This window comes from Paenibacillus sp. PL91, from assembly GCF_012935325.2.
Classification (GTDB): domain Bacteria; phylum Bacillota; class Bacilli; order Paenibacillales; family Paenibacillaceae; genus Pristimantibacillus.
Genome location: NZ_JABBYG020000009.1, coordinates 135,174 through 158,155 on the forward strand (window position 1 = coordinate 135,174; position 22,982 = coordinate 158,155).

20 protein-coding genes are annotated in these 22,982 nt (G+C 46.9%); 15 read left to right on the plus strand and 5 right to left on the minus strand.

What is annotated here, in order from left to right; translation table 11 throughout:
- Positions 1–10 precede the first annotated feature (10 nt).
- Together HI950_RS20825 and HI950_RS20830 are read left to right on the plus strand one after the other, a co-directional pair.
- Positions 11–289: a DUF2277 domain-containing protein gene (locus HI950_RS20825; RefSeq protein WP_169086384.1), complete on the plus strand. Its 279-nt coding sequence runs from the start codon at positions 11–13 to the stop codon at positions 287–289.
- Between the two features lie 33 nt (positions 290–322).
- Positions 323–826 (plus strand): GNAT family N-acetyltransferase, encoded by a 504-nt coding sequence (locus tag HI950_RS20830; RefSeq protein ID WP_169086382.1) that lies wholly within the window; start codon positions 323–325, stop codon positions 824–826.
- Between the two features lie 119 nt (positions 827–945).
- On the opposite strand, the gene HI950_RS20835 is transcribed toward HI950_RS20830, so the two are convergent.
- The gene (locus HI950_RS20835) at positions 946–1,839 is read right to left on the minus strand and encodes a copper amine oxidase N-terminal domain-containing protein (RefSeq protein ID WP_169086380.1); all 894 of its coding nucleotides are present in this window, start codon (positions 1,837–1,839) and stop codon (positions 946–948) included.
- Positions 1,840–1,965: 126 nt separating this feature from the next.
- Between HI950_RS20835 and HI950_RS20840 the strand changes: the two genes are divergently transcribed.
- Entirely contained in the window at positions 1,966–2,148 is a 183-nt protein-coding gene (locus HI950_RS20840; RefSeq protein WP_169086378.1) for a DUF4177 domain-containing protein, read from the plus strand.
- 63 nt (positions 2,149–2,211) lie between these two features.
- On the plus strand, positions 2,212–3,159 hold the full coding sequence (locus HI950_RS20845) for a hypothetical protein (protein WP_169086376.1): 948 nt from the start codon (positions 2,212–2,214) through the stop codon (positions 3,157–3,159).
- A gap of 227 nt (positions 3,160–3,386) precedes the next feature.
- Here the strand turns inward: HI950_RS20845 and HI950_RS20850 are convergent, their stop codons facing one another.
- Positions 3,387–5,432, minus strand: coding sequence for an RICIN domain-containing protein (locus HI950_RS20850; protein ID WP_169086374.1), 2,046 nt, complete (start codon positions 5,430–5,432; stop codon positions 3,387–3,389).
- A gap of 459 nt (positions 5,433–5,891) precedes the next feature.
- Between HI950_RS20850 and HI950_RS20855 the strand changes: the two genes are divergently transcribed.
- From HI950_RS20855 to HI950_RS20890, 8 genes are all read left to right on the plus strand, one after another.
- Positions 5,892–7,265 carry an ABC transporter substrate-binding protein gene (locus HI950_RS20855; RefSeq protein ID WP_169086372.1) on the plus strand — a complete coding sequence of 458 codons (1,374 nt, stop codon included), beginning with the start codon at positions 5,892–5,894 and terminating at the stop codon, positions 7,263–7,265.
- Between the two features lie 148 nt (positions 7,266–7,413).
- Positions 7,414–8,472, plus strand: coding sequence for a GntR family transcriptional regulator (locus HI950_RS20860; protein ID WP_169086370.1), 1,059 nt, complete (start codon positions 7,414–7,416; stop codon positions 8,470–8,472).
- Between the two features lie 253 nt (positions 8,473–8,725).
- Positions 8,726–9,619: a carbohydrate ABC transporter permease gene (locus HI950_RS20865; protein ID WP_169086368.1), complete on the plus strand. Its 894-nt coding sequence runs from the start codon at positions 8,726–8,728 to the stop codon at positions 9,617–9,619.
- A gap of 40 nt (positions 9,620–9,659) precedes the next feature.
- Positions 9,660–10,496 carry a carbohydrate ABC transporter permease gene (locus HI950_RS20870; RefSeq protein WP_169086366.1) on the plus strand — a complete coding sequence of 279 codons (837 nt, stop codon included), beginning with the start codon at positions 9,660–9,662 and terminating at the stop codon, positions 10,494–10,496.
- A 4-nt stretch (positions 10,497–10,500) separates the two neighbouring features.
- A complete protein-coding gene (locus HI950_RS20875) occupies positions 10,501–12,960 on the plus strand; it encodes a family 43 glycosylhydrolase (RefSeq protein ID WP_169086364.1) in 2,460 nt (819 codons plus the stop codon).
- A gap of 35 nt (positions 12,961–12,995) precedes the next feature.
- The gene (locus tag HI950_RS20880) at positions 12,996–14,762 is read left to right on the plus strand and encodes a glycoside hydrolase family 2 protein (protein WP_169086362.1); all 1,767 of its coding nucleotides are present in this window, start codon (positions 12,996–12,998) and stop codon (positions 14,760–14,762) included.
- A 243-nt stretch (positions 14,763–15,005) separates the two neighbouring features.
- A complete protein-coding gene (locus tag HI950_RS20885; protein ID WP_169086360.1) occupies positions 15,006–15,491 on the plus strand; it encodes a DinB family protein in 486 nt (161 codons plus the stop codon).
- 54 nt (positions 15,492–15,545) lie between these two features.
- Positions 15,546–16,112 (plus strand): GNAT family N-acetyltransferase, encoded by a 567-nt coding sequence (locus HI950_RS20890; protein WP_317618417.1) that lies wholly within the window; start codon positions 15,546–15,548, stop codon positions 16,110–16,112.
- Between the two features lie 65 nt (positions 16,113–16,177).
- Here the strand turns inward: HI950_RS20890 and HI950_RS20895 are convergent, their stop codons facing one another.
- On the minus strand, positions 16,178–16,318 hold the full coding sequence (locus HI950_RS20895) for a hypothetical protein (protein ID WP_169086359.1): 141 nt from the start codon (positions 16,316–16,318) through the stop codon (positions 16,178–16,180).
- Between the two features lie 19 nt (positions 16,319–16,337).
- Positions 16,338–18,563 (minus strand): UvrD-helicase domain-containing protein, encoded by a 2,226-nt coding sequence (locus HI950_RS20900; protein WP_169086358.1) that lies wholly within the window; start codon positions 18,561–18,563, stop codon positions 16,338–16,340.
- Between the two features lie 69 nt (positions 18,564–18,632).
- Between HI950_RS20900 and HI950_RS20905 the strand changes: the two genes are divergently transcribed.
- The 3 genes from HI950_RS20905 (at position 18,633) to HI950_RS20915 (ending at position 22,559) form a co-directional block, all read left to right on the plus strand.
- On the plus strand, positions 18,633–19,193 hold the full coding sequence (locus HI950_RS20905) for a GNAT family N-acetyltransferase (RefSeq protein ID WP_169086357.1): 561 nt from the start codon (positions 18,633–18,635) through the stop codon (positions 19,191–19,193).
- A 108-nt stretch (positions 19,194–19,301) separates the two neighbouring features.
- Positions 19,302–20,585 (plus strand): MFS transporter, encoded by a 1,284-nt coding sequence (locus HI950_RS20910; RefSeq protein ID WP_169086355.1) that lies wholly within the window; start codon positions 19,302–19,304, stop codon positions 20,583–20,585.
- A 9-nt stretch (positions 20,586–20,594) separates the two neighbouring features.
- Complete coding sequence (locus HI950_RS20915; protein WP_169086352.1) at positions 20,595–22,559, plus strand: glycosyltransferase family 39 protein; 1,965 nt, start codon at positions 20,595–20,597, stop codon at positions 22,557–22,559.
- Positions 22,560–22,590: 31 nt separating this feature from the next.
- Here the strand turns inward: HI950_RS20915 and HI950_RS20920 are convergent, their stop codons facing one another.
- On the minus strand, positions 22,591–22,926 hold the full coding sequence (locus HI950_RS20920; protein WP_169086350.1) for a DUF1904 family protein: 336 nt from the start codon (positions 22,924–22,926) through the stop codon (positions 22,591–22,593).
- Positions 22,927–22,982 lie beyond the last annotated feature (56 nt).

The window sequence follows — 22,982 nt, forward strand, 5'->3', positions numbered from 1 at the left end:
GGAGAAAGACATGTGCAGAAATATTAAGACGTTATTTAACTTTGACCCGCCAGCGACAGAGGAAGAGATCCATTCGGCGTCGCTTCAATTTGTTAGAAAGCTCTCCGGCTTCAATAAGCCTTCACAGGCGAATGAGGAAGCCTTTCATCGTGCTGTCGAGGAGGTGGCCTCAGCTGCCCGAACGTTGCTGGATTCACTTGTAACAAACGCAGAGTCTCGCAATCGCGAGGTGGAGATTGAGCGTGCGCGCGCCAGAAATGCACAAAGGTTCGGAACTAGTACGGATTAGCATCATAGCGGAACCATTAGGGAGAGTCGGCAAATGAATATACGTGTATTGGGAGAATCAGATGCTCATTTGTACCAGCAATTACGATTAAGCTCGCTCAAGGTCAACCCAGAAGCCTTTGGATCAACGTTTGAGAGAGAAGCGGAATTTAAAATTGAAACGGTAGTAGATCGAATAAAACCGACGAAGGATAAATTTGTTCTAGGGGCTTTTGATGCTAGAGGCACGCTAGTTGGCATTGTGACTTTTATGCGAGAAGCCGGCTTGAAAACTGCCCATAAAGGCAATGTTTACGGGATGTACGTAGCGCCAGAAATGCGAGGCAGGGGCTTAGCGAAGCTGCTCATGCTTGAACTGATCGTATTGGCAAAAGCTTGTGATGGTTTGGAGCAGGTTAACTTAACCGTAGTATCTAATAACGACTCCGCGAAGAAGCTTTATGAATCCGTGGGGTTTGAGGTTTATGGTTTGGAGCGCAACGCATTGAAATTCAACGGGCAATATTTTGATGAGGATTTAATGGTTTTAAAGCTTTAATGTTCATCTAAAGATAACATGAGCATGAAAGCCAGAATAAAAATCAAACGGAGAACGACGGCAGCCATGAACATATGTTCAGATTCTAGGTCGCCGCCGTTGCTCATTTATTTTCCTTTCTATGTCTGCTTGTCAGTTCGGACTTCTCCCTCGATGGGCACGATAATGACATCTGCCAAATCTTTGTTTAAGCTGTAGTCGTTAAAGCCAAGCTCGGTGCTTTTACCCTGATTATCAATCGTTCCGAATACATTTTTTTCAAGCATCAAATGTTTAGTGAAAAAGACGGATTCGCCAAAATCCTCATGCCGAGTGCCGACTTCTCCATTGCTTCCCATAGAATCATTTTGCCATTTCACCACCGCAATGCCATCCTGATTAATCTCGGTATAATGGATTAGTCCTTTATATTGAATCTCAAAACGCAGTGCTTCTCCCTTTGGGAAAGTATAAGAGAAAGTAAACCCTTCTCCGGATGCTTCAATTTCTTTACCCGCATACGTTTTTGGGTAATGAATGGCCATTTCGCGAGCTTTTGCCAAATCTCCGTGCATAAGGATGTTGAAGCGCTCCTCACCAGACGGTGTACGCACAATTACGCTCTTATCCGTATTGTTGTATTTCAATACTCCTCCCAATGTGTCTGAGATAAACCGCAGAGGAAGATAGGTTCTGCCGGCTTTAATCGTGACAGGGGCATCAAGCTTAACGCTTTTACCGTTAACCTCAGCAGTTGTGGCTCCGCTTTTAAGGCGCACGGTCGTATTCTTTTCTTTATGGACTATAATGATCGTTTTGGTGGCTTGTTCATAGGAATACGTAAGATTTGCCGGGTCGTTAAAAGCTTTTAGCTGCACCATTGTCCTTTGATTTACGGTTAATACATTCTCTTGAAGCACGCCATCCATATAAACCAAGGTTGGTTTTTGCGGCGCAGCGTAGACCGTTGCTCCTGAAGCCAGCATTCCAATGATCAAAAGCGAAGCTGCTGTTGTTTTTATCCATTTTTTCAAAAGCGATGCCTCCTACTTGTATACAAATTTTTACTAATTTCAATAACGAAATTCATTGTAAAAAGTTGCACACTTAGTCTTTAATGTGGAAGAATGCAAGTATGAAATGAGAAGGCGGGGAAGAGCATGTACGAATATAAGTATGTTGAAACTTCATTAGGCGGATTTTTCACAGATGCACAGCACCGAGAAACCATTGACGAACATGCCAAAGAAGGCTGGAGACTGGTGCAGGTTTTACCTACACACTATAATGGCCATGGAAAACCTACAGCTTATGAAATTATTTTTGAACGGCTAATTAAATAAGAGGTTAAGAGAATAGGTAAAGCTGTTGAACAGCAGAAATAGCAGAATGGGGGATAAATATTCATGCTGGATCAGGGAATACTGGGAGACGGGCTTTCGGTCATTGCAACCTGTAAAAAAGAAACTGGCAATATCTGGCATGCTCATTTAGGTGCTGCAGCTATAGCTAGTTATTTTTTTGTTAAAGATAATAGTTTGGTTGTGGAGCTTGCGCAAAACGTACTTTCTCAATCGAGAGCTATGCTCGCAAATAATGGTGTAACAAGTAGAAAACATCGTCTTGGCTCCGATATAGGAAGAGCTGAGGCCGTCTTACTTGGGTCTCTTGATAAAACGATCGATCAACTTCACTGGGTGGGTCATAATGTGATTTATTGCTCGCTGAGCTTATTGGCTATTCATGAGCTTAAAGGATGGGGAGCAGAAGACGATCTTTCAGGAATATCCGATCTCATTCGCTCATTTGAAAAAACCATTCCAGGACGATCATGGATAGGCTACTCGGCTTCTGAAGTAAAAAGATTGGAAATAACAGAGGAAGATAACTTTCCAAGAATTGAAGATGCAAAGGATCTTTCACATTTGGTGCTGGAGCAATTATCAGATTTTCCAATCATATATCGGGCGGAATCGCATCATGATTTAATTGGTCATATGCTAACTTTTTCTCATGCATTGAACATTTTATATGATCTAGGCCACGTTTCCTATTTCAAGAGAGGTTTGCCGCCGCTTCTCAAAATGATAAAAGTTTTGCGCAGCAGCCGCCACATAAAGCCGGGAGATCAAGTAAAGCTGATTTCACCCGTTGATCATCTGCCGCTGCAGCAGTCAGCAAGGGCGGAGTTTCTGCCAGCCGAGTATAAGTTTTGGGAAAAAGACTATAGCGAGAGCAATTGGGATTTCGGACATATTTTCAAATTTTCTTTTAGTTTCTATGATCATATAAGGCGAGTAGATGGAGGACGATTTTCCTATTTCGAAAATTTCAGGCATGTAATCAGTCATTAAGTTGGTCGGATTGGTGCACCGAAGAGCTTCTATTGAAAAAGCAGCAACGGACCTATATAAACAGCTGAGCGAAGCCATTTACCTTTACGGGCTTCGTTCAGCCTTTCCTAAGCAGGATCGTTTTTCCTGCCTAGGTCAGGCGAAGATGCTTTCTTATGGGTAAAAATCGCGAAAATCCAGTGAATTAGCTTATATCGGTCGATTTCTCCGATACCATTACAACTCGGTCAACTTACCCGAATAAGCTTCCATCTTTGGGCGCCATTTCCGAGATCATCCCAAATTTGAACGTTGGAACCATTGGCCGTGCCAGAGCCGGAAACGTCAAGAGCCTTGCCGCTGTTCGAATCGATTACTTTCATAAAACCGCTGCCAGTATCGATCAGCTTCCAATGTTGATTGGCGCTTCCTGCATAATCCCAGATTTGGACGTTGGAGCCGTTCGCTGTTCCTAAGCTGCTGACATCGAGCGCTTTTCCACTGTGCACGTTAATAAGCTTGTACGCCCCGCCCCCGACATGCGTCAATTGCCAAAGCTGATTCGCTTGGCTGCTGCCCTCCGTCCAAATTTGAACGTTAGCGCCGTTTGTGGTCCCCCATCCGTCAACCTCAAGCGCTTTGCCGCTGTTTGAATTCACGAGCTTATACACGCCGCCTGAAACGACCCCGTTATAGATGTCATTTCGCACAAATTCAACCCGGTCAATGTCCGCCCATTGGTTTGCATTCGTATTGGATACAAAAAAGCCAATGGTTGCTTGCCCATTCGTAACGGTAAGGTTGGGCAGGGTAATTGGCGTCCATGCCGTTGTTACCGGACAGCTTTCTTGGCGCATCGCTCCCCCATAATCTTTAGCTTCTATGACACATGAGCTTTGCCCTCCGCTGCTTCGCATATACGCCCGGAGCGTATAGCTGCCGGTATCAAGACCGCTAATGGTTTGTCCGATATAGGCGGTTGCAGGCCCGCTTGTTCCGGCTAATCCGATAAAATGATTGCCATGGGCGGCAGGCACACCGACGCCATCATTCGTGCCATGTACTTTAATGCGCGCGGGATAATCATCGCTATACGTCGTCCAGCCGCTTGCGTTAGCCGTTTCAAAACTCCAATTCGTAAGCAGATTGGTGTTCGAAGGCGTGACGGCATGGCCGAAGCGAACATAAACGCCGCTGCTTGGATAGTCAGAGCTTGTAGCAGCAAGCACATGAGTGGAGTCAACAGGCAGCAAGGAGTTCCAATTAGAACTAGTTGAGTCGCTGACCGGGAAAATGTTGGAGCGGTATTGCCACGTTGCTCCATGATCTGAACTAATCATGGTATACATGGACGAGTAGGCGTCGCCAGTATTTGTACTGTCATTATCGGTTTGGAAAGAGGCGAGCAGCCGTCCATCCCCCAGCTTTACGACAAAAGGCGCGCCGGCTTTCTTGCCTGGCTTGGATGGAACATACATCGTCTGACGGGGTACATTCCAGTTGTAGCCATCGGATGAAATTTTATATTTGATGACAAATGGATGGCCCGCCACATCTGTTGCTTCGAAGACAAGAATATATCTGCCGTCTGCCATCTGAGTAATGACGGGCATGCCATCTCTTGAGCCTGCGGCAACGCCATCGCTGACTACCGTTTCTGCGCTCCAGCCATTTCCAGTCCATGTTTTCATGATGAGCTTTTGAAGTCCTGTAATGCCGGCAGCCACCGGGCCGTCATCTGCATAATATACAGCTATCGTATTCCCAAGCAATTGAAGATGCGGCTCCCATAATCCTTTGAAGGAATTTGCGGTGGTAGATCCGATTTGACCGTTCGCCAGCACCGACCATGTGTTGCCGCCGTCCGTACTTTTGCTTGTTCTAAGGGAAGTGGTGTAGGTGGAGCCGGATTGGATGACGAGACGATAAGAGAGCCAAATATCACCGTTAGGAAGTTGGAGCATTTGGCCGTTGCCCACTTCGCCGCTCGGATCTGCAGCAGCTTGCGCAGCAGGGGACCAGCTATGACCGCCGTCTGTGCTGCGTGAAATCATAATCCGTGTTTTACCGCCACCAACATTCGTGTCAAATGAAGCGAGAATATCGTTATTGCTCAGCTTGAGCAATCGTGGATACCATACGCCGCCATCAGCTGGAGTGAATACGGCTGCGGTATTGGTAGGCCAAGCCAGTCCTGCTGCTGCAAAAGCTTGAAAAGCAGGCAGCATAATGCTGATTATAAGAAGTAAGCCGAGCGAGAATGCGGTTAAACGTATCTTCTTCTGTAAGAACATATTTTACCGTCTCCTTCATGTGAGGCTAAAGTCATTCAAGTTATTGAATAAACGTAGGTTTGATCATCTCCTTCAAGATTCATGTAAGCGCTTCAAAATGGATTATAAATTATGTTAGTATTTAAATATATATTGAAATTAGTATAATACCGAATAAATGCGGCTTGAAACGTTCGAAAGATAGCTCATATGTGTGTTTTTATATAAAAACGAAAGGATAAAGTGCTTCTTATTCAAGATGGCTTACATAAGAAAAAGGTGATTTCGTATTTTTTATACTAAATATAGTATTTTAAAATATAACAATATAATTTAGAATGAGTTTCATCAGGGAAGCGCTTGCATAGTTGATCGGATTACGTAAGCGCTGCTCATTAATTGGACGATAGGTAGTATCTATCTTATCCCTGATGAGCAGTAGGCATTGCGCAGTAAATATAAAAGGGAGGCGTTATCGTAATGAAGAAAATAATACCGGTAAAGCTCGGATTCGTACTTATTCTATGCTTCGTCATGCTGCTTACGGCTTGCTCATCGGGCAATAATGGTGGTTCCGCAGCGAACGGAAATACGGGGAATAAAGAGACGAACGCAGCAAACGCGCCGAAAGAGAACGTGAAGATTTCGTTTATGGGTCACGGCAGTCCGCAGGAGAAAGATATCTTCGCGAAGCTTATTAAATCGTATGAGGCGAAATATCCGAACGTAAAGGTTGAATACACTAGCGTGCCGCCGGCAGAGTACAACCAAAAGCTGTCTACGTTAATCGCATCAGGCAAAACGCCGGACGTATTTTACGTATCCGGACCGCAATTTTTCAAATATGCGGAAGCAGGCACGATTCAAAACTTGCAGCCGTTTCTAGAAACGACAGAGCTGTTCCAAGAGGACAACGTATGGAAGCAAGCGCTGGATCGCTACCGTTATGACGGCAAGATGGTTGGTCAAGGCGACCTTTATGGCTTGCCGAAGGATGTAGGTCCTTGGGCAATGGCGTACAACAAAACGATGTTTGAAGCTGCTGGTGTAGAGTTGCCGCCTGCAGAGGTTGGCAAATGGACATGGGATAACTGGCTTGATGCCGCGAAGAAGCTGACGAAGGACGAGAATGGGGACGGTAAAGTCGACATTTACGGCGGAGCGAACTTCACGCTTGAAGGCGCGGTATGGGCAAGCGGCGGAGATTTCTTGGACTACAAAACAGGGAAGATAACGATCGATACACCTGAATTTGCAAGCGCTATGCAGTGGGTAGCGGACCTTCGTCTGAAGCACAATGTGACACCGTCGCCAGAGGATGAGAAAGCAATGAACGCTTACTCTCGTTTCGTAGCAGGAAAAGTAGGGATGTTCCCAATGGGGCCATGGGATCAACCGGGCTTCTGGGACTTGCCGTTCGATTGGGATATCGCGGCATGGCCGGTGAACCCTGCAACAGGCAAATCGGGGACATGGGTTGGATCGATGGGCTACTCGGTATCGAGCAAATCCAAGCATTCCCAGGAAGCATTTAACTTAGCAGCGTTCCTCGCGCTTGATAAAGAAGGACAGAAGCAAAACTATGAGCTGGGACAAGCGGTGCCTAATTTAATTGACATGGCAAAAGGCGAGTTTGTCAGCTATGATAAAGCACCGGCAAATCGCAAAGTATTCCTGGATATTATTGAAGACTACGGTCACCCGACGATTGATTTTGGCTCAAAGGACACCAAGTGGATCGATACGATGTGGCAGGAGGCCGGCAAAGTTTATGACGGCAAGATGACAGCTGCGGATTGGGCGAAGGAATTGCAGCCGAAGCTTCAAGAGCTGTATGACAAGGGCAATAAATAAGTTGTGTATGTAATCAAAAAAGCTGCTCCTTATGGTTATTAACCTAAGGGAGCAGCTTTTTTTGAACCTATCATAACTAAACTTCATGCTGACAGATTACGATTAATTTAGTATACTTAATATATTAATATAAGAAAGGGGCGGCGCCATGAAAAATCATCCTTTGTATAAGCAAATTCAAGTTGATATTCTAGGTCAAATTAAATCTGGCAAGCTGCGTCCCGGCGATCGTGTCCCTTCCGAGAAAGAACTTGCGGAGCTATATAGGGTTAGCCAAATTACGAGTAAAAACGCATTGATAGGATTAGCGGATGAAGGTGTGCTTGTCCGGGTGCAGGGCAAAGGTACGTTTGTGAGGCAGCATGGTGAAGCTGCAACAGCCATAGATATTCCAAGCAGCGCACGAGACGTCATCGGACTTATTTTGCCATGCATGAAGACTAAGGTTGACCAGAAAATACTCGATTCGATCGAGAAGTACGTGACGGCCAGCGGTTACAACTTGCAGGTCCGGATTACGAGAGAATCTCAAGTGGAAGAGAGTGCGGCCATTGAATCGATGGTGGCTTCCGGAGTACGCGGGCTCATTGTGTTCCCTACGGAAGAGGAGCGCTATAACGACAGTATTTTGCGGCTATCGCTTGATAAGTTTCCGCATGTGTTGATCGATCGTTTTTTGAAAGAGATTCGAACTTACAGCGTCAGCTCGGATAATGTTAATGGTACGGAGCAAGCCATTACTCATTTGCTGGACAATGGTCATGAGCAAATCGCGCTCATTACTCCTGAAATTACGAATACGGCTACCGAGGAGAGGTTAATTGGGTTTGAAAAAGCCTATCTTTCTAAGAAGCTTCCGATAGATAAGGATTTGTGGTGCATCCTGAAAATTGAGGATATATCCAACGGGAATGCCCAGTCTATTATCGAGTCGTTCATGAGTGAGCGGCCATCGGTTTCAGCGGCATTTGTCGTCAATGTGGAGCTGACAAACTATACTTATTATGCAGCTAAGCGGTTGAAAAAATCGGTGCCAGACGACATGGAGCTCGTTTGCTTCGATCAGCCGGATTTTCAGGACGTATCGTATTTGCAGCAAAATGAAGATGAGATTTGCAGAGTTACGGTTGAACTGCTTCATGCGCAATTACAGGGAGAGTACGAGCCGCAGCGCATCGTTGTGCCGGTGAAATTTTGTAAAAAGTAAGCGATAGAATAAGAAAAATACCTTCGTACAGCTTTTATGTATGGGGTATTTTTTATATTATATTTAGTATATAAACATATAACAATATAATTTATAATAAATCCATGATGTTAAGCGCTTACAGCATTTAGAAAGCACCTATACATAACAAGGGGAGGCTTCAACGCAGTAAAGAGAAAATCAGAAGTAAGCCAATGCTTTCATATTCAATTCAAACCTAAATAACGAATAGCTAGTGCGAGGATGTGTACGCATGAAAAAAAGTAAACCTAGTTATATCCGCAAAGAATATGCATGGGCCTATTTGTTTGTAGCGCCCCCTGCGCTCGGCTTTCTCATTTTTGGAGTGGCACCGCTTCTCTACTCGGTTTGGCTTAGCTTCACGTCATGGGATTTGGTTACGCCGCCTAAGTTTGTAGGTTTTGAAAACTATGTAGAAGTATTTCACGATGAGAAGGTATACAAATCACTGTATAACACCGTATTTATGATGCTCGGAATCCCGATTGGGATGGTTGTGGCGCTGCTGCTTGCGATTATGATGAATCGTCCGCTCAAAGGCATATCGTTCCTTCGGACGATCTATTATTTGCCCGTCATCTCACCGATCATAGCGGTATCCCTGCTGTGGCAATGGATTTTGAACCAAGATTTTGGACTGCTTAATCAATCCCTTTGGGATTGGTTTGGCATTCAAGGGCCTAACTGGCTTGGCGACGCGGATTGGATTAAGCCTTCCATGATATTGATGGGGGTATGGGGCGGCGTTGGCGGCACGATGGTTCTTTACTTAGCGGGCCTTCAATCGATTTCGTCTACTTATTACGAGGCGGCAGAAGTAGATGGCGCGAACGCATTCCAAAAGATGTGGCTAATTACGATTCCACTGCTGACGAACATTCATTTTTTCGTCGTTGTTATGGGCGTGATCGGGGCGTTTCAGTCGTTTAGCCAAATCTATGTGCTGGCAGGCGATGGCGGCCCGGAATACAGCGCTGCAACCGTTGTGTTTTATATTTTCGAAAATGCGTTCAAGTATTTCAACATGGGTTATGCCAGCGCAATTGCATGGGTGCTTGGACTGATTATCTTCATCGTTACGCTCATTCAATTTCGGCTGTCGAAAAAATGGGTGTATAACGATTAATGCTTTACCGTCACAGTTTGCGAGGGGAGTTTGATTTCAAATGCAGCAGAAACGTTTAACAAACCTATGGGTGGCACTAATTCTTTGTATCGGCTCGATCGTTATGCTGGCGCCGTTCGTATGGACCATATCCACTTCCTTAAAAGATCAACGCAACGTATTTGAAATACCGCCAAAGTGGATTCCAGACCCGGCTACATTTAAAAACTATGCTACCGCTTGGAACGATTCGCCGCTGCTTAGCGGATTTATGAATTCCATGATTATTGTTGTATTCGTTCTTGTCATTGGCTTATTCGTTTCCACGATGGCGGCATATGCTTTTGCGAAGATTGATTTCCCATTTAAGGACGCCATATTTCTATCCTTGCTTGGCACGATGATGATTCCTTTTTCGGTTGTTATGATTCCTCAGTTCATCGGCTTCTCGTCGATCAACTGGACCGATTCACTCCTGCCGTTAATCGTGCCGGGACTATTCGGGAATATCGTCGTTATTTTCTTCCTGAGGCAGTTTTTGGCAGGCGGCCTTCCCAATGAACTCGTTGAAGCGGCCAAGCTTGACGGCAGCAGCTTCTTCCGAACCTTTTGGACCATTGCATTACCGGTTGCAAAACCAGCGATTGCTGCTCAGGCAGCGCTTAGCTTCATGGGCATTTGGAATGATTTTATGGGACCGCTTATCTATTTAAGCTCTCCACAGAAGCAAACGATTCAAGTGCTCATAGCATCCATGCAAGCGCAATATATGGGCTCCTCCAATTATCCGGTAATATTGGCAGCCTCCATGATTTCCATGGTACCTGTCATTCTCGTATTTTTCTTCTGTCAACGCTATTTCATAGAGTCGATGGCGATTAGCGGTTTGAAGGGTTAATAGAATGAGGACGAGTAGATTAGAAAATAAGAGGACGATGATAGTCGTCCTCCTAGCCGTATCGTTATTGCTAACGCTGAGCGGATGTCAATCAGAGCCGGAGGAAGCGGAGGTTGTCTTGTTGAAGGAGGATGCGAAGGTGTACACAAACTCGTTTAAGCTCGATCAGGAATGGGAGGATTATGGGATTGGCGATCCTTTCATCATGCGGTACAATGGCAAATTTTATTTATATTGCAGCACAAAGGATTGGCGTCCGGGGATTAAGGCTTGGAGCTCTGACAACTTGGTGGATTGGCGCTATGAAGGGCTAGTAACGGAGGATGCTATAACGACAGGAGCATACGCTCCTGAAGTATTCTACTGGAACGGCAGCTTCTACTTATATACATCGCCTGCGGGTCAAGGGCATTATGTGCTGCAGAGCGATAGCCCAACGGGTCCTTTCGTAGTCAAGACAGACAATTTAGGCAATACCATTGACGGCTCTGTCTTTATCGATGATGACGGCAAATGGTATTTCACGAACGCAGGAACGCAGGGCATAGTTGCTCATGAAATGCCTGATCCGTTTACCATCGATGTTGGCATCACGACTAATGCTTTTCTTGGGCATTGGACGGAGGGCTCCATGATATGGAAGCGTAATGGCTTGTACTATATGACGTATACCGGCAATCATGTATTTAGTAACGGCTATCGAGTCCATTATGCCATTTCAAAGGATGGACCTTTCGGTGATTATACCGTTCCGTCAAACAACCCGATCGTTATTAACGTGAAGGATGAGTTTAAAGGCCTTGGCCATAGCGCGACTGTGCTCGGCCCGGACATGGATTCCTACTATTTAACTTACCATAATTTAGTTGGGCGCTCCGCGGAGGGTCCGCCAGTCCGTGAACTGAACATTGATCGGCTTGCTTATAACGGTGACAAGCTGGTTGTCATGGGACCGACGCATGACCATCAACAACCCGCGCCTGCGATGCCTGCATGGTATGGCTGGCTGTCAGAAGGAAGCTCGAACTTAACCGAGTCTCCAAAAGAAGGAACGGTAATCAGCAGCGAATCGACAGCAGAGACGTTTATTGCTGAATATAATTTTCGATTGAATAATACTGACGCAAAGGAAGACAAGGGCAGCATTGCAGCCGTTTTTTCATATCTAGATGAGACTAATTATTCAGCAGTTAAGCTGCTGCCAGCCAAACATGAAATTCAATACGTCTCGGTGAAAAATGGTGCGGAGCAGCAGGTCGCTCACGCAGCGCTTCCAAGCGAATTTGATTATACGAAGCTGCATGCGATTCGGGTTGAGAGGCGTGAGGGCACCGTTCTCGTTTTCTTCGATGGGATGATGAAGATCGAGGAACATGCGGCTGAGTCGGCCGGAGGCAAAATCGGTTACATTACTGATCAATCGGCACCGATCTATGAATATACCGCATTTACGAATGACGCCGATGGCAGCAGTGATTTTGAAGCATATAAGCCTGTGCCTGGAGCAATAGAAGCTGTTCATTATTTGAAGGAAGCGGAGCGAGGCTTCCATCTGGAGCAGAAGACAAAAGAGACCAGTGACTACCGGAGAGCAGATGGCGTGCCGATTCGCAAGCAGGAGGACGGCAGTTATTCTGTCAGCTTGCTGCAGAGCGGGGACTGGTTGAAATATAAGATCAATGCCAAGGAAGCAGCCAATTACGGAGTTGGACTCACCCTTCGGAAGCCGAAAAAGGATGTTGTGCTGGAATGGTCAATAGACGGCGGAGAAGCGGTAAAAACGACGATTAAAGCAGATCATCCTGCCTTTACCGAGAACTTAGCGAAGCTTCGAATCGGAACATTGGACATCGCGGCAGGTTTTCATGAGCTTAAAGTGAAACTCAAATCCGGGCAAGCCGAGCTTCAGGCCTTTGAACTCTTTGCAGCCGAGAAGCTGGAGACGCAGCAGCTGTTCGATCAATCGCTAAGCCAAACAGGCTTTGGATTGTTTGGACAGATTGAAGGCGGTTATAAAGGCAGCGGTTTAGAGGATGACATGCTCTTCATTGGCAGCGATAACTGGGACGACTACGAATTGTCGGTTGATGTTCAGTTAAATGAAGCAACAGATACCGGAGGTATATTTGTTCGCGAGACGAATGAATCCTACCATCCAGACCAAGTCAGGGATGCGGCAATGGGCTATTACATCGGCATTTCATCTTCACAATTGACCTTGAACCGCATGAATTATGACATGATGCTAATGACAAGTGAAACCGTAGAGCTAGAGACAGGTCGGAGGTATCCGCTGAAAGTCGCCGTAAAAGGCGGCAGCATTCAAGTATTCCTAGACGGCGAATCTAAGCCGCTAATTGACTATACGGATGCTAATCCGTTTTTGTATGGCAAAGCAGGGATACGTTCCGAACGATCTACGATGGCATTCTACAATATGATGGTGAAGCCGCTAGAGGATTAATATAAAAACATAAGCAATGGAACTGGAGTGGGAGTATGACATATCCTTTACGAAATGAATATCCAAGACCGCAATTTGAGCGTTCAGCCTGGTTAAATCTGAATGGGGAATGGGAATTTGCTTACGATGATGCGAATGTAGGAAGCGATAATAAATGGTATGAAGCAAAGTCGTTTGATCGTAAGATTCAAGTTCCTTTTTGTTACCAAAGCGAACGGAGTGGAATTAATGAGCAAGCGTTCCACGATATTGTATGGTATCGCAAAGATGTACGGCTTCCTCTTGAGTTTGCCGGTAAACGAGTGATCCTTCATTTTGGAGCTGTCGACTATGAGGCGAAGGTATGGGTGAACGGACACTTAGTAGCAAGCCATGAGGGCGGACATACGCCATTCCAAGCGGATATTACAGCCGCTTTGAATACGCTAGGCGCGAATACGATAGTCGTACGTGCTCAAGATTATAGCAAGGACGTCACGCTGCCTAGAGGAAAGCAGTACTGGAAGGAACAGTCGGAGCAGGTTTTCTATACGCGAACGACTGGTATTTGGCAAACGGTCTGGATCGAGGCGGTGAGTGCCGCACATGTGAGCAGCATCAGGCTAACACCGGATATTGATACGAACAGAATACATATTCGCAGCTTTATAAAAGGAATGGAATTATATGATGGCTTGCGCCTCAGCATTAAAATAACTTTTAAAGGTGAATTAATAGCTGAGGATGTTATCCGGGTGATGGCTGAGGAAGAGGAAGTATCGATTAAGCTGCACGACTTCAACGATCATGGACTCGGACGTTGGTGGTCGCCGGAGAAGCCGAACTTGTATGACGTGGAATTGCTGCTGCTGGACGGCGAAAGAGCTCTCGATCAAGTGAAAAGTTATTTTGGCATGAGGAAAATTTCGATCGAGGATGGTGTTATTTGTTTAAATAATCGACCTTATTACATGAAGCTTATTTTGGATCAAGGTTATTTTCCAGGTGGCGTCCTCACAGCTCCAACCGATGAGATGCTTCGTTCTGACGTCGAGCTGACCAAGCAGATGGGCTTCAATGGGGCAAGGAAGCATCAGAAAATCGAGGACCCGCGCTATCTCTATTGGTGTGATAAGCTTGGACTCCTTGTCTGGGGGGAGATGGCAAATGCTTATCAATTCTCTGAGCAATACGTGAGCCGTATGATGAATGAATGGCAAGAGGCGGTTCATCGTGATTATAATCATCCTTGTGTAGTCGTATGGGTTCCGCTTAATGAAAGCTGGGGTACTCCTAATATCCTAATCGATAAAAGGCAGCAGCATCATGCGTCGTCGCTCTATTATTTGACCAAATCGCTCGATGATACGCGTCCGGTTATTTCGAATGACGGATGGGAGCATGTGAAATCAGACATCTACACCGTTCATGACTACGAGAGCAGGCAAGAGATATTGGAGGGCAGGTATGCGACCAAGGAGCTGTCGGTCAAAAGCGACCCGCAAGGAAGAAAAATTATTTTGCCTGGGTACTCGTATCAGGGCGAGCCGGTGCAACTGTCGGAGTTCGGAGGCATTTCATACATTCAAGATAACGGCGAAGGCTGGGGGTACTCGGCTGCAAAGGATGATCAAGATTTCTTAAATCGGTTGCTTGCCGTCATGCGTCCGGTTATTGCAGCGGGAGGACTTCAGGGCTATTGCTATACGCAGCTTACCGACGTGGAGCAAGAGAAGAATGGATTGCTTGATTTCAACCGTAGACCTAAGCTTCCAATTGAAGTCTATCGACAATTAAACGCAGGCGAGACTCCTCGTTTATAGAATGATCCCCTTAGGGCAGGCAGTGACTAAAAAGTTCATGTTAGAATGAACTTAGCGCTGTTGACCAAAGGGGATTTTCTGTATGTATAGTATTTCTTATAAGGGTCAAGTCATTTCTTATAATTGTTTTCTACATAGTACTAAGCTTTCAGTTATAGTAAGCTGATATCAATTAATGTCGATGAGAAGTTAACAAGCAAGCTCCAGAATAATAGTTGCAAATATGAAAAGGAGGTTTTCCTATTGAACACAATGTTCCATTACAATTGGCTGGTCAGGGAAGAGTGGTATCGGTGGTGCGAGGATGTACCGGAGGAGGAGCTGCTTCGCGGCCGAACAGGCGGCGTTGGCGGCATTTTGCACACGCTGTTCCACATTGTTGATGTGGAGTGGAGCTGGATTCGAGCCATCCAAGGGAAATCTGATTTCCAAGAAAACTTTGAGGACTACAGCACTTTGGAAAAGGTGCGAAAGCTGGACGCTGCATTTCACGCAGAAGTCGAACCATTCGTACGCTCTTGGGACGCTAGCATGGAGCATCGTCCTTTTTATAACAATAAGGCGGACGGGAGCGTCGAGATGCACGCTTGGGGAGAAATCATGCGGCATGTAATCGCTCACGAAATCCACCATATCGGTCAATTGTCTGTCTGGTCGCGCGAAATCGGGAAAGAGCCTGTTTCTGCCAACCTAATCAGAAAAGGACTTATGAAGGTATCCGAGAGCTGAATCTGATTAGGCAAAAAAAGCGGATGCTGCTGAAGGAATAGGGGGAGATACATCGTGCAAGAACAATTAAAGAAGCCGCATATAAAGGGCACGATGATTGATTTGCGAATGGCGCGGGAATCTGATTGGGATGCCTATTATACTTTTTTACATGATGCTGAGATGAACCGGCTGACTGGCTCACAAACGGATTTTACCCGCGAGGCAATAGAAGCATGGATTCATAAAATCAGCGTTATAAATGATGACCGCGTCGATTTTATGATCATTTTAAAGGAAACGGATGAGCTGCTGGGCGAGGTTGTATTGAATGAAATTGATCCAGTCAATCGCAGCGCGAATATACGGATAGGCATGCAAGGGTCGCAGCATCGCGGCAAAGGCTACGGCTCGGAGGCGATGCTCCATATGCTTCGGTACGGGTTTGACACACTGAAGCTGCATCGGATTCATCTGGGCGTATACGCCTTTAACCCTCGTGCCATCCATGTGTATGAGAAGCTTGGCTTTCAACGTGAGGGGATAGAGAGGGATGCTCTTTATTTGGACGGAAAGTTTCATGATATGATCACGATGGCTATGCTGGAGGATGAGTTCCGTGCCTTGTATGGAGCGGAGTAGATGGTATGAACAAAAAACAGTAGCAGCCTAAAACATGATTTTCATGTTTTAGGCTGCTACTGTTTTTATGGCTTTGTAGTGATGAGCGCAAGGAAAGAGTCGACAAGCTCCTGTTTAAATAAACCATCATTCAGCTCGGCATAGATTTTATCGATAATAACGACACCGATTGGCTTATGCATTTCAATGATTTGCTTCTTTTCCATTCTTCTACTTACTTCTTATTTACTTCTTCTTTGGCAGTACCTTCGTTCCTTGCTCCATAGGCGATTGGCACAACGGGCATGCGCGAGTCTCTGCTTGCGAGTCCTCGTACGTTATAATCCGCTGCCACACCTCGCAGGAATCGCTGGTGCAAAGCCATGCGAGAGCCGATTCGGAATCTCCCTCTTCCTCCTTCATAAAGGCAGAGCGGATAAAGCGCGATAGCTCAGCGGGCTTGCCGCGATATAGAGCAGGCGAGCTAATGTACAGCTCCTCTTGGGCTCTTGTTACTGCAACGTATGCGAGGCGTCGTTCCTCCTCCATCGCTTCGGCAAGCGCATCATCGCCAGTCTGGATGGAGCTCCGGTCGCTGTGCTTGTCGGCAGCAAGCGCAGAGCTGTGGGGGAGAATGCCCTCCGACGCGCCGATCACGAATACGACCGGAAACTCGAGTCCCTTGGATTTGTGGATCGACATCAGCGATATGGCGCTGCGGTTATGCGCATGCTTCTGGAGCTGCTGCACGGCCGCATGCTTGTCCGTAATATCATCAATGTAGGCGAGGAACGCCTCGATCGTATCGTAGGTGCTTGCTGCAGCCTCGAATTCATCGAGTACCTCCTTAAGGCCTTCCTTATGCTCCGTCATTTCATGGCGCTTGCTCGTTTCTAGAAATTGGTCATAAAAGGCTTGACGAAGCTGCATAATAGCGGAAGCAGGCGACGCATCGGCCAACGATTTAATGAGCTTGATGCGCTCTTTGATTTTGTCCTTCTGAAAATCCTTTAATTGCGGAAACTCGAGAAGGTGAATGAGCGGCCACTTCTTCGCACGCTGCTTGTCCTGGTTCCAAATGAAGGCCATTGCCTGCTCGCGGTTGACATAAAGGGACGGTAGCAAAATTTCCATCGCATCGAAGTTTCGGCGATCCTGGGCAAGCCTTAGATGCGCAAGCAGAGGCTTAATGGCCCATTGATCATAAAAGAGCTGGCCGTCGCCGAAGTCGATGAACGGAAGCTCCTTGGTTAGAAGCAGCTCGATTAGCGCTCTGCTGCTGCTCGCTGTACGGAACAAAACGGCAAAGTCTCCAAAGGAGCGTTTGCCTTGTGTTGTTTGCGACATAATGGTATCTACGATAAGCTTTGCTTCGTCCTGCGTCGTTTTGAGCCGCGCGTAGGATGGGCTAGCGCCTTTTGGCTTCACAGCCAGTAACGATTTCTCCTTGCGCAGCTTATTATATTGAATGATCGCATTGCCAAGCCCAACGATCGTGCTGGTCGAGCGGTAGTTGATATCCAAAATATAAGTTGCCGCACCGGGATATTGATGCTCGAAGTTTAAAATATAATCGTTCTTCGCTCCGTTGAAGGAATAGATCGTCTGATCGTCATCGCCTACGACCATTAGGTTGCAATGCTTGTCAGCGAGCATCTGGATGAGCACGTATTGGACTTGATTCGTGTCTTGGAACTCATCGATCATGACGTACTGAAAGCGTCTTTGCAGCGTTGCAAGCAGCTCCGGGTCATCCTTGAGAAGCTTGTACGCTTCCAGCAGAAGATCATCGTAATCGAGCTTATCCAGCTCCTTCTTCCACTGCTCGTAACGGGTGAAGAGCAGCTTTAGCTCTCTCTCTTCCGTTGTCGCTGAAGGAAGATCGCTTACGTTGATCATTTGCAGTTTAATCGCTGACAGCTGGGCGAGCAGCGTCTCGGGTTCATAGTCGTTTTGCAGCAGCAGCTCACGCATGAGCCGCTTGAAGAAAATATGCTTTTGCCCGGTTTCGCCCAGTATGCCTTGGCGATAGCCGCGCCCCCTCAGCAGCTGGAGGCAGAAGGAATGAAAGGTTCGCGCCTCTACGCCGCTTGCCGCCTGCGGGTTCAGCACAGGAAGCGAGCGAATGCGGCTTCGCATCTCATCTGCCGCTTTTTTGGAGAAGGTCATCAGCAAAATATGCTGAGGTTGAACATGCTGGACGGCAAGCAAATAAGCAGTCCGGCATACGAGTACGGATGTCTTGCCCGAGCCGGCTCCCGCAAGCGTAAGCGCAGGACCTTTATCATGGCGCACCGCAGCAATTTGGGGGCGATTGAGCGAGATGCCGTACTGCTCCAAGGCGCGGAAAAAACCGGCATCCACTGCACTAGCGTCAACAAGCTGGCGGCTTGTCTCGGCCTCCGCCCGGGGGGCGAAGGGTACCTTGCTGTCACGAATGCCTATGGGAAATGTATAATAGTCATTACTCACTACTTCATCACCTTCAGAAACAATATTTATCTATTATAACAGAACATAAAAAGAATGAGGGATGCCACCATGATAGGACCAGCCAAAAAAGAAGACGTACAGGAAGTATTGCCGCTTATGCTTGCCGCGATAGGCAACATTGCTTACACGCTGGCGGGAACCGATGACCAAGCGGAGGCTGAGCGTATATTAGCCGATTTTTTTACACGTGAAGACAATCGGATCAGCTATAAGCATGTGCTCGTTGATAGAAGGGAAGAGGGCGTTGCAGGCATGCTGATCAGCTATGCAGGCGATGGAGCGGCAGTGCTCGATGAGCCTTTTGTGACGCGGCCCGGACGGGAGAAGGGTGCGCGCTCTGGCGAGATTATTGCCGTGGAGGCTGAAGCGGGCGAATACTATTTGGATTCCATCGCTGTGGATGAACGTTTTCAAGGGCAAGGGATTGCCAAATCGCTAATTAGCGCCTTTGAGCAAAAGGGCTTGGAGGAAGGCTATAACAAGCTGTCGCTAATTGTTGAGCCATACAATACGAGAGCGTACGCGCTTTACAAAAAGCTGAATTTCACCGAGGCGGGCACTATTAAGGTGAGTGGAAGCGAGTATATTCGAATGGTGAAGCATATCTAAATTAATTTAAAAGTTATATATGGAATAATAAGGGTTTGTACGGTAAGATGAGAGAGTTATTAACTAGATTTGTAATAGACTTTCATCGTAACCGGGAGCGTGTTATTTATGGCTACTGCAAGCTTTAAATCGAAATTAGCTTACAGCTCAGGAAATTTATCTGTTAATTTAATTGCGCAAGCTTTTGCATCCTACATCATCTTTTATTATGTGGATGTACTTGGCGTAAGACCGGCCTTAATTAGCGTTGCCATGGTTATTCACGGTATCGTGAATGCGGTATTAAATCCGCTCTTTGGACATCTTTCCGACCGGACGAGCTCCCGCTTTGGCAGGCGGATACCTTATATGCTGTTTGGTATGGTGCCGCTGGCGGCATTATTTACGGCAATCTGGTTTCCGATCGGCACTGGCTCCGCCTTGTTCTGGTATTTTCTAACGATAGTTTTGCTTTACGATATATTGTTCGTTATGGTCGTCCTTAATTACTCGGCGCTATTTCCTGAAATGTTCACGACGATCAAGGAGCGTGCGCAGGTATCCTCGTGGCGGCAAATGTTCGGCATACTCGGGATGATTATTGGCGTGGCGCTGCCTCCGCTCGTATACGGAAAGCTAGGCTGGGGACCGATGGGGGCGATTTTTGCTGGCATTGCACTTGTTTTCTTTATTGTCATGGTATCGGCAAGCAAGGAGAAAACCGTCGTTCAACGCGAAGAAATCGGGTTTCTGCAGTCTTTGAAATTTACGTTCTCTAATAAAGCGTTTGTTTTATTCGTCATTGGCAGCTTTTTCGCGCAGTTTACGTTTGCGATGCTGCCGGCTGCCATCCCTTTCTTTACCAAATACGTGCTCGGAGCTTCGGAAGACAGCAATACGATTATGCTAGGCGCTATCTTCGTTGCAGCTATTCCTTTCGTATACATATGGGGGAGATTGCTTCAAAAATGGGGAGCGCGAAAAACGGTTATGGCTGCAATTAGCATCTATGCGGTTGCCATGATTCCGTTTTTATTCGTATCAAGCGTTGCCGCAGCGGCGGCAGCGGCGGCGGTAATTGGCGTTGGCCTAGCGGGTCTGCTCGTTTTGCTGGACGTGCTGCTGTCCGAGATTATCGACGAGGATGAGACGCGCACGCGGGTTCGCCGGGAAGGCATGTACTTTGGAATGAACGGCTTTATCGTCAAATGGGGCATTTCGCTGCAAGCGGTTGTGCTGGGCTTTATATTGGAAGCTACTGGCTACGTGAAGGATGCCGTGCAATCGGAAGCGTCCGTATGGGGCATCCGCTCGATGCTTAGCGTTATTCCTTTCCTGGCGCTGCTCATTGCGCTTCTCTTCTTCTATTTATATCCGATTCGTCAGTCTAATACTTTATACAAGAAGCGGTGAACTGCAGGAATGACGAGTACGATCGATTGGGTGAAAAAAAACAAACTGCTCCTGCTATTATTCCTGATAGGAGCAGCGGTGAGAGTGTTATACGCAGGCTCAATACCTGGCGGCTTGAATCAGGACGAGGCATCGATCGGCTACGAGGCTTATTCCCTTCTCCATTATGGAATCGATCGGAACGGCGTATCGCTGCCGATTCATCTGATCGCATGGGGAAGCGGTCAAAATGCGCTTTATGCGTATTTATCGATGCCTTTTATCTATTTATTCGGATTAAATCCGTTATCGGTTCGAATGGTCAGCGTCCTGCTAGGGCTGCTGAGTATGGTTCTATTCTATTTGATCGCAGTCCAGCTGTTTAAGCGAAAGGTTGCGGCAGCTGCAGCTGCTTTCTTTATCGTCATCTGTCCATGGCATATTATGATGTCCAGATGGGCGCTCAAGTCGAATATTTTCCCTTCTCTGGTGCTGCTTGCCGTATTTTTCTTGTTTAAAGCGATCCATCAGCCGAAGTGGCTGATTGGCTTTACGCTAACGCTTGCCGCATCTCTTTATGCATACGGCACAGCCTATTTTTTTGTTCCGGTATTTGGCCTAGGCGTGCTTAGCTTGCTCATTGCAGGAAAGGTGTTCAAGCTGCGCAGCCTGCTGTGGAATAGCGTCGTCTTCGTTATTTTAGCATTGCCAATCGGCTTGTTTCTTCTAATTAACAGGTTCAGCCTGTCGCCGATTCCATTCATTTTCACGATACCCAAGCTTACCGTTCCTCGGGTAGAGCAAGTATCATCGGCGTTTGAAAGCAATGCCTTCGCGATGTTCGTTCAACACTTCAAGCTATTTTTGAACTTGTTTATCACTCAAAACGATGGCCTGCTTTGGAATGCGATACCTGGCTATGGCTATATGTATCCGTTGGCGTTGCCGCTTATCGCTATAGGCATTCTGTATGGCAGCTTCAAATTAGTGAAGCAGTTTCGCGCGGAGACAGCGATTATCGCCATTTGGTTCGGAGCAGCCGTCTTTATGACGCTCATTACGGATGTGAACATCAACCGGATCAATATTATTTTTTACCCGACAGTGTACTTAGCTGTTGCTGGCCTGATGTGGCTGCATAAGCAAATCAAATATTCGCTGGCCGTTGCAGCCTGCGCCTTCGCCGTTTTCTTTATTTTGTTCTGCGGACATTATTTCACCGCCTACGCGAAGCAAATTAGTCCCATCTTCTATGAGTCCTTTGGCGAAGCCATAACGTACGCCTCGGATGAGACGGAGGGCAATATTTATGTAACGGACCAAGTGATGATGCCTTATATTTATGTATTGTTCTATGAAAAAATCGAGCCGCAGCAGTTTATCCGCACAGTCGACTATATAAATCCCGGACAGCCCTTTCAGTTCGTTCGCTCCTTCGGCAGATATCATTTCGGAAAGCCTGAGCTCAGGCCAAACGAGAATGCCGCTTATATTTTTAGCAACAACGACTCTCTTCCTGACGAGAATTCGGGCTATAGGATCAAGCGCTTTAAGCACTACACGGTGGTCAGCGGTAAAGGAATGATTAAGCCGCCTGAGGCTCATGATGCTTTTCGAAACGGCGGCTTTGAGGAAGGACAGCGGTATTGGTCGTTTACGGCTGGCGCTGGAATCGGAACAAATCGACCGTTTGGCGGCTCTAATCTCATGTACGTAGATTCCGGCTCAGAGCATAGCGCCACCCAGATGTTCATAAGTTCTCTTGCCGGGGAATACGTACTATCCGCAAGAGTAAGCGCTGGCGCGGCTGGCGGCAAGGTCGGAATCTCGATAAATGGAGCGATGGTTCAAGAGCTGGAAGTCCCGGCTCAAGAAGATTACGCAGAGATTAGGCTGCCAGCCGTGCCGGTTGCTGTGAACGATACGGTTTCTGTTTATTTTGTCGGGGGAGCGGGCTGGTTGAATGTCGATGATTTGGTGTGGAGCAAGCAGTGAGCCTCATCATCGCTAAAATCAGGGATGGATGCTACTCTTCCACAGGCTCGCCGTTAATATAGTAGCTGTCTTCGCGGTACGCATGAAACACGATTTCGATCTCGGATATGCCGAGCTGGCGGACATAGTTGGTGATCGCTTGCGCGAAGCGATTCCGGGTCTGCTGACCGCGCTCGAACCAGCCAACCTCGATGAAGGCAAAGTCGGCTACACTTTCTTGACTGCCGAAGACGTTGGTCGTATGCAGGCAAGCCATCGTGAAATTATCGGTGCCGCATTCGCATAGGGCGGCTAGCTCATCCGCAAGCGGAGAAGTGACGGATTGCAGCTTCTCGGCTGGCACCCCGCGAAAAAATAGATGTGGCATAGCAATCATCCTCCTGGTTTATTAAATAGAAGCATCAGCTGCGGGAATAATAGGCG

Excerpts from the sequence above, each read along its gene's own strand:
- HI950_RS20825 (WP_169086384.1), top strand. The coding sequence starts at position 11 with ATGTGCAGAAATATTAAGACGTTATTTAACTTTGACCCGCCAGCGACA.
- HI950_RS20830 (WP_169086382.1), top strand. The coding sequence starts at position 323 with ATGAATATACGTGTATTGGGAGAATCAGATGCTCATTTGTACCAGCAA.
- HI950_RS20840 (WP_169086378.1), top strand. The coding sequence starts at position 1,966 with ATGTACGAATATAAGTATGTTGAAACTTCATTAGGCGGATTTTTCACA.
- HI950_RS20845 (WP_169086376.1), top strand. The coding sequence starts at position 2,212 with ATGCTGGATCAGGGAATACTGGGAGACGGGCTTTCGGTCATTGCAACC.
- HI950_RS20850 (WP_169086374.1), bottom strand. The coding sequence starts at position 5,432 with ATGTTCTTACAGAAGAAGATACGTTTAACCGCATTCTCGCTCGGCTTA.
- HI950_RS20855 (WP_169086372.1), top strand. The coding sequence starts at position 5,892 with ATGAAGAAAATAATACCGGTAAAGCTCGGATTCGTACTTATTCTATGC.
- HI950_RS20860 (WP_169086370.1), top strand. The coding sequence starts at position 7,414 with ATGAAAAATCATCCTTTGTATAAGCAAATTCAAGTTGATATTCTAGGT.
- HI950_RS20865 (WP_169086368.1), top strand. The coding sequence starts at position 8,726 with ATGAAAAAAAGTAAACCTAGTTATATCCGCAAAGAATATGCATGGGCC.
- HI950_RS20870 (WP_169086366.1), top strand. The coding sequence starts at position 9,660 with ATGCAGCAGAAACGTTTAACAAACCTATGGGTGGCACTAATTCTTTGT.
- HI950_RS20875 (WP_169086364.1), top strand. The coding sequence starts at position 10,501 with ATGAGGACGAGTAGATTAGAAAATAAGAGGACGATGATAGTCGTCCTC.
- HI950_RS20880 (WP_169086362.1), top strand. The coding sequence starts at position 12,996 with ATGACATATCCTTTACGAAATGAATATCCAAGACCGCAATTTGAGCGT.
- HI950_RS20895 (WP_169086359.1), bottom strand. The coding sequence starts at position 16,318 with ATGGAAAAGAAGCAAATCATTGAAATGCATAAGCCAATCGGTGTCGTT.
- HI950_RS20905 (WP_169086357.1), top strand. The coding sequence starts at position 18,633 with ATGATAGGACCAGCCAAAAAAGAAGACGTACAGGAAGTATTGCCGCTT.
- HI950_RS20910 (WP_169086355.1), top strand. The coding sequence starts at position 19,302 with ATGGCTACTGCAAGCTTTAAATCGAAATTAGCTTACAGCTCAGGAAAT.
- HI950_RS20915 (WP_169086352.1), top strand. The coding sequence starts at position 20,595 with ATGACGAGTACGATCGATTGGGTGAAAAAAAACAAACTGCTCCTGCTA.
- HI950_RS20920 (WP_169086350.1), bottom strand. The coding sequence starts at position 22,926 with ATGCCACATCTATTTTTTCGCGGGGTGCCAGCCGAGAAGCTGCAATCC.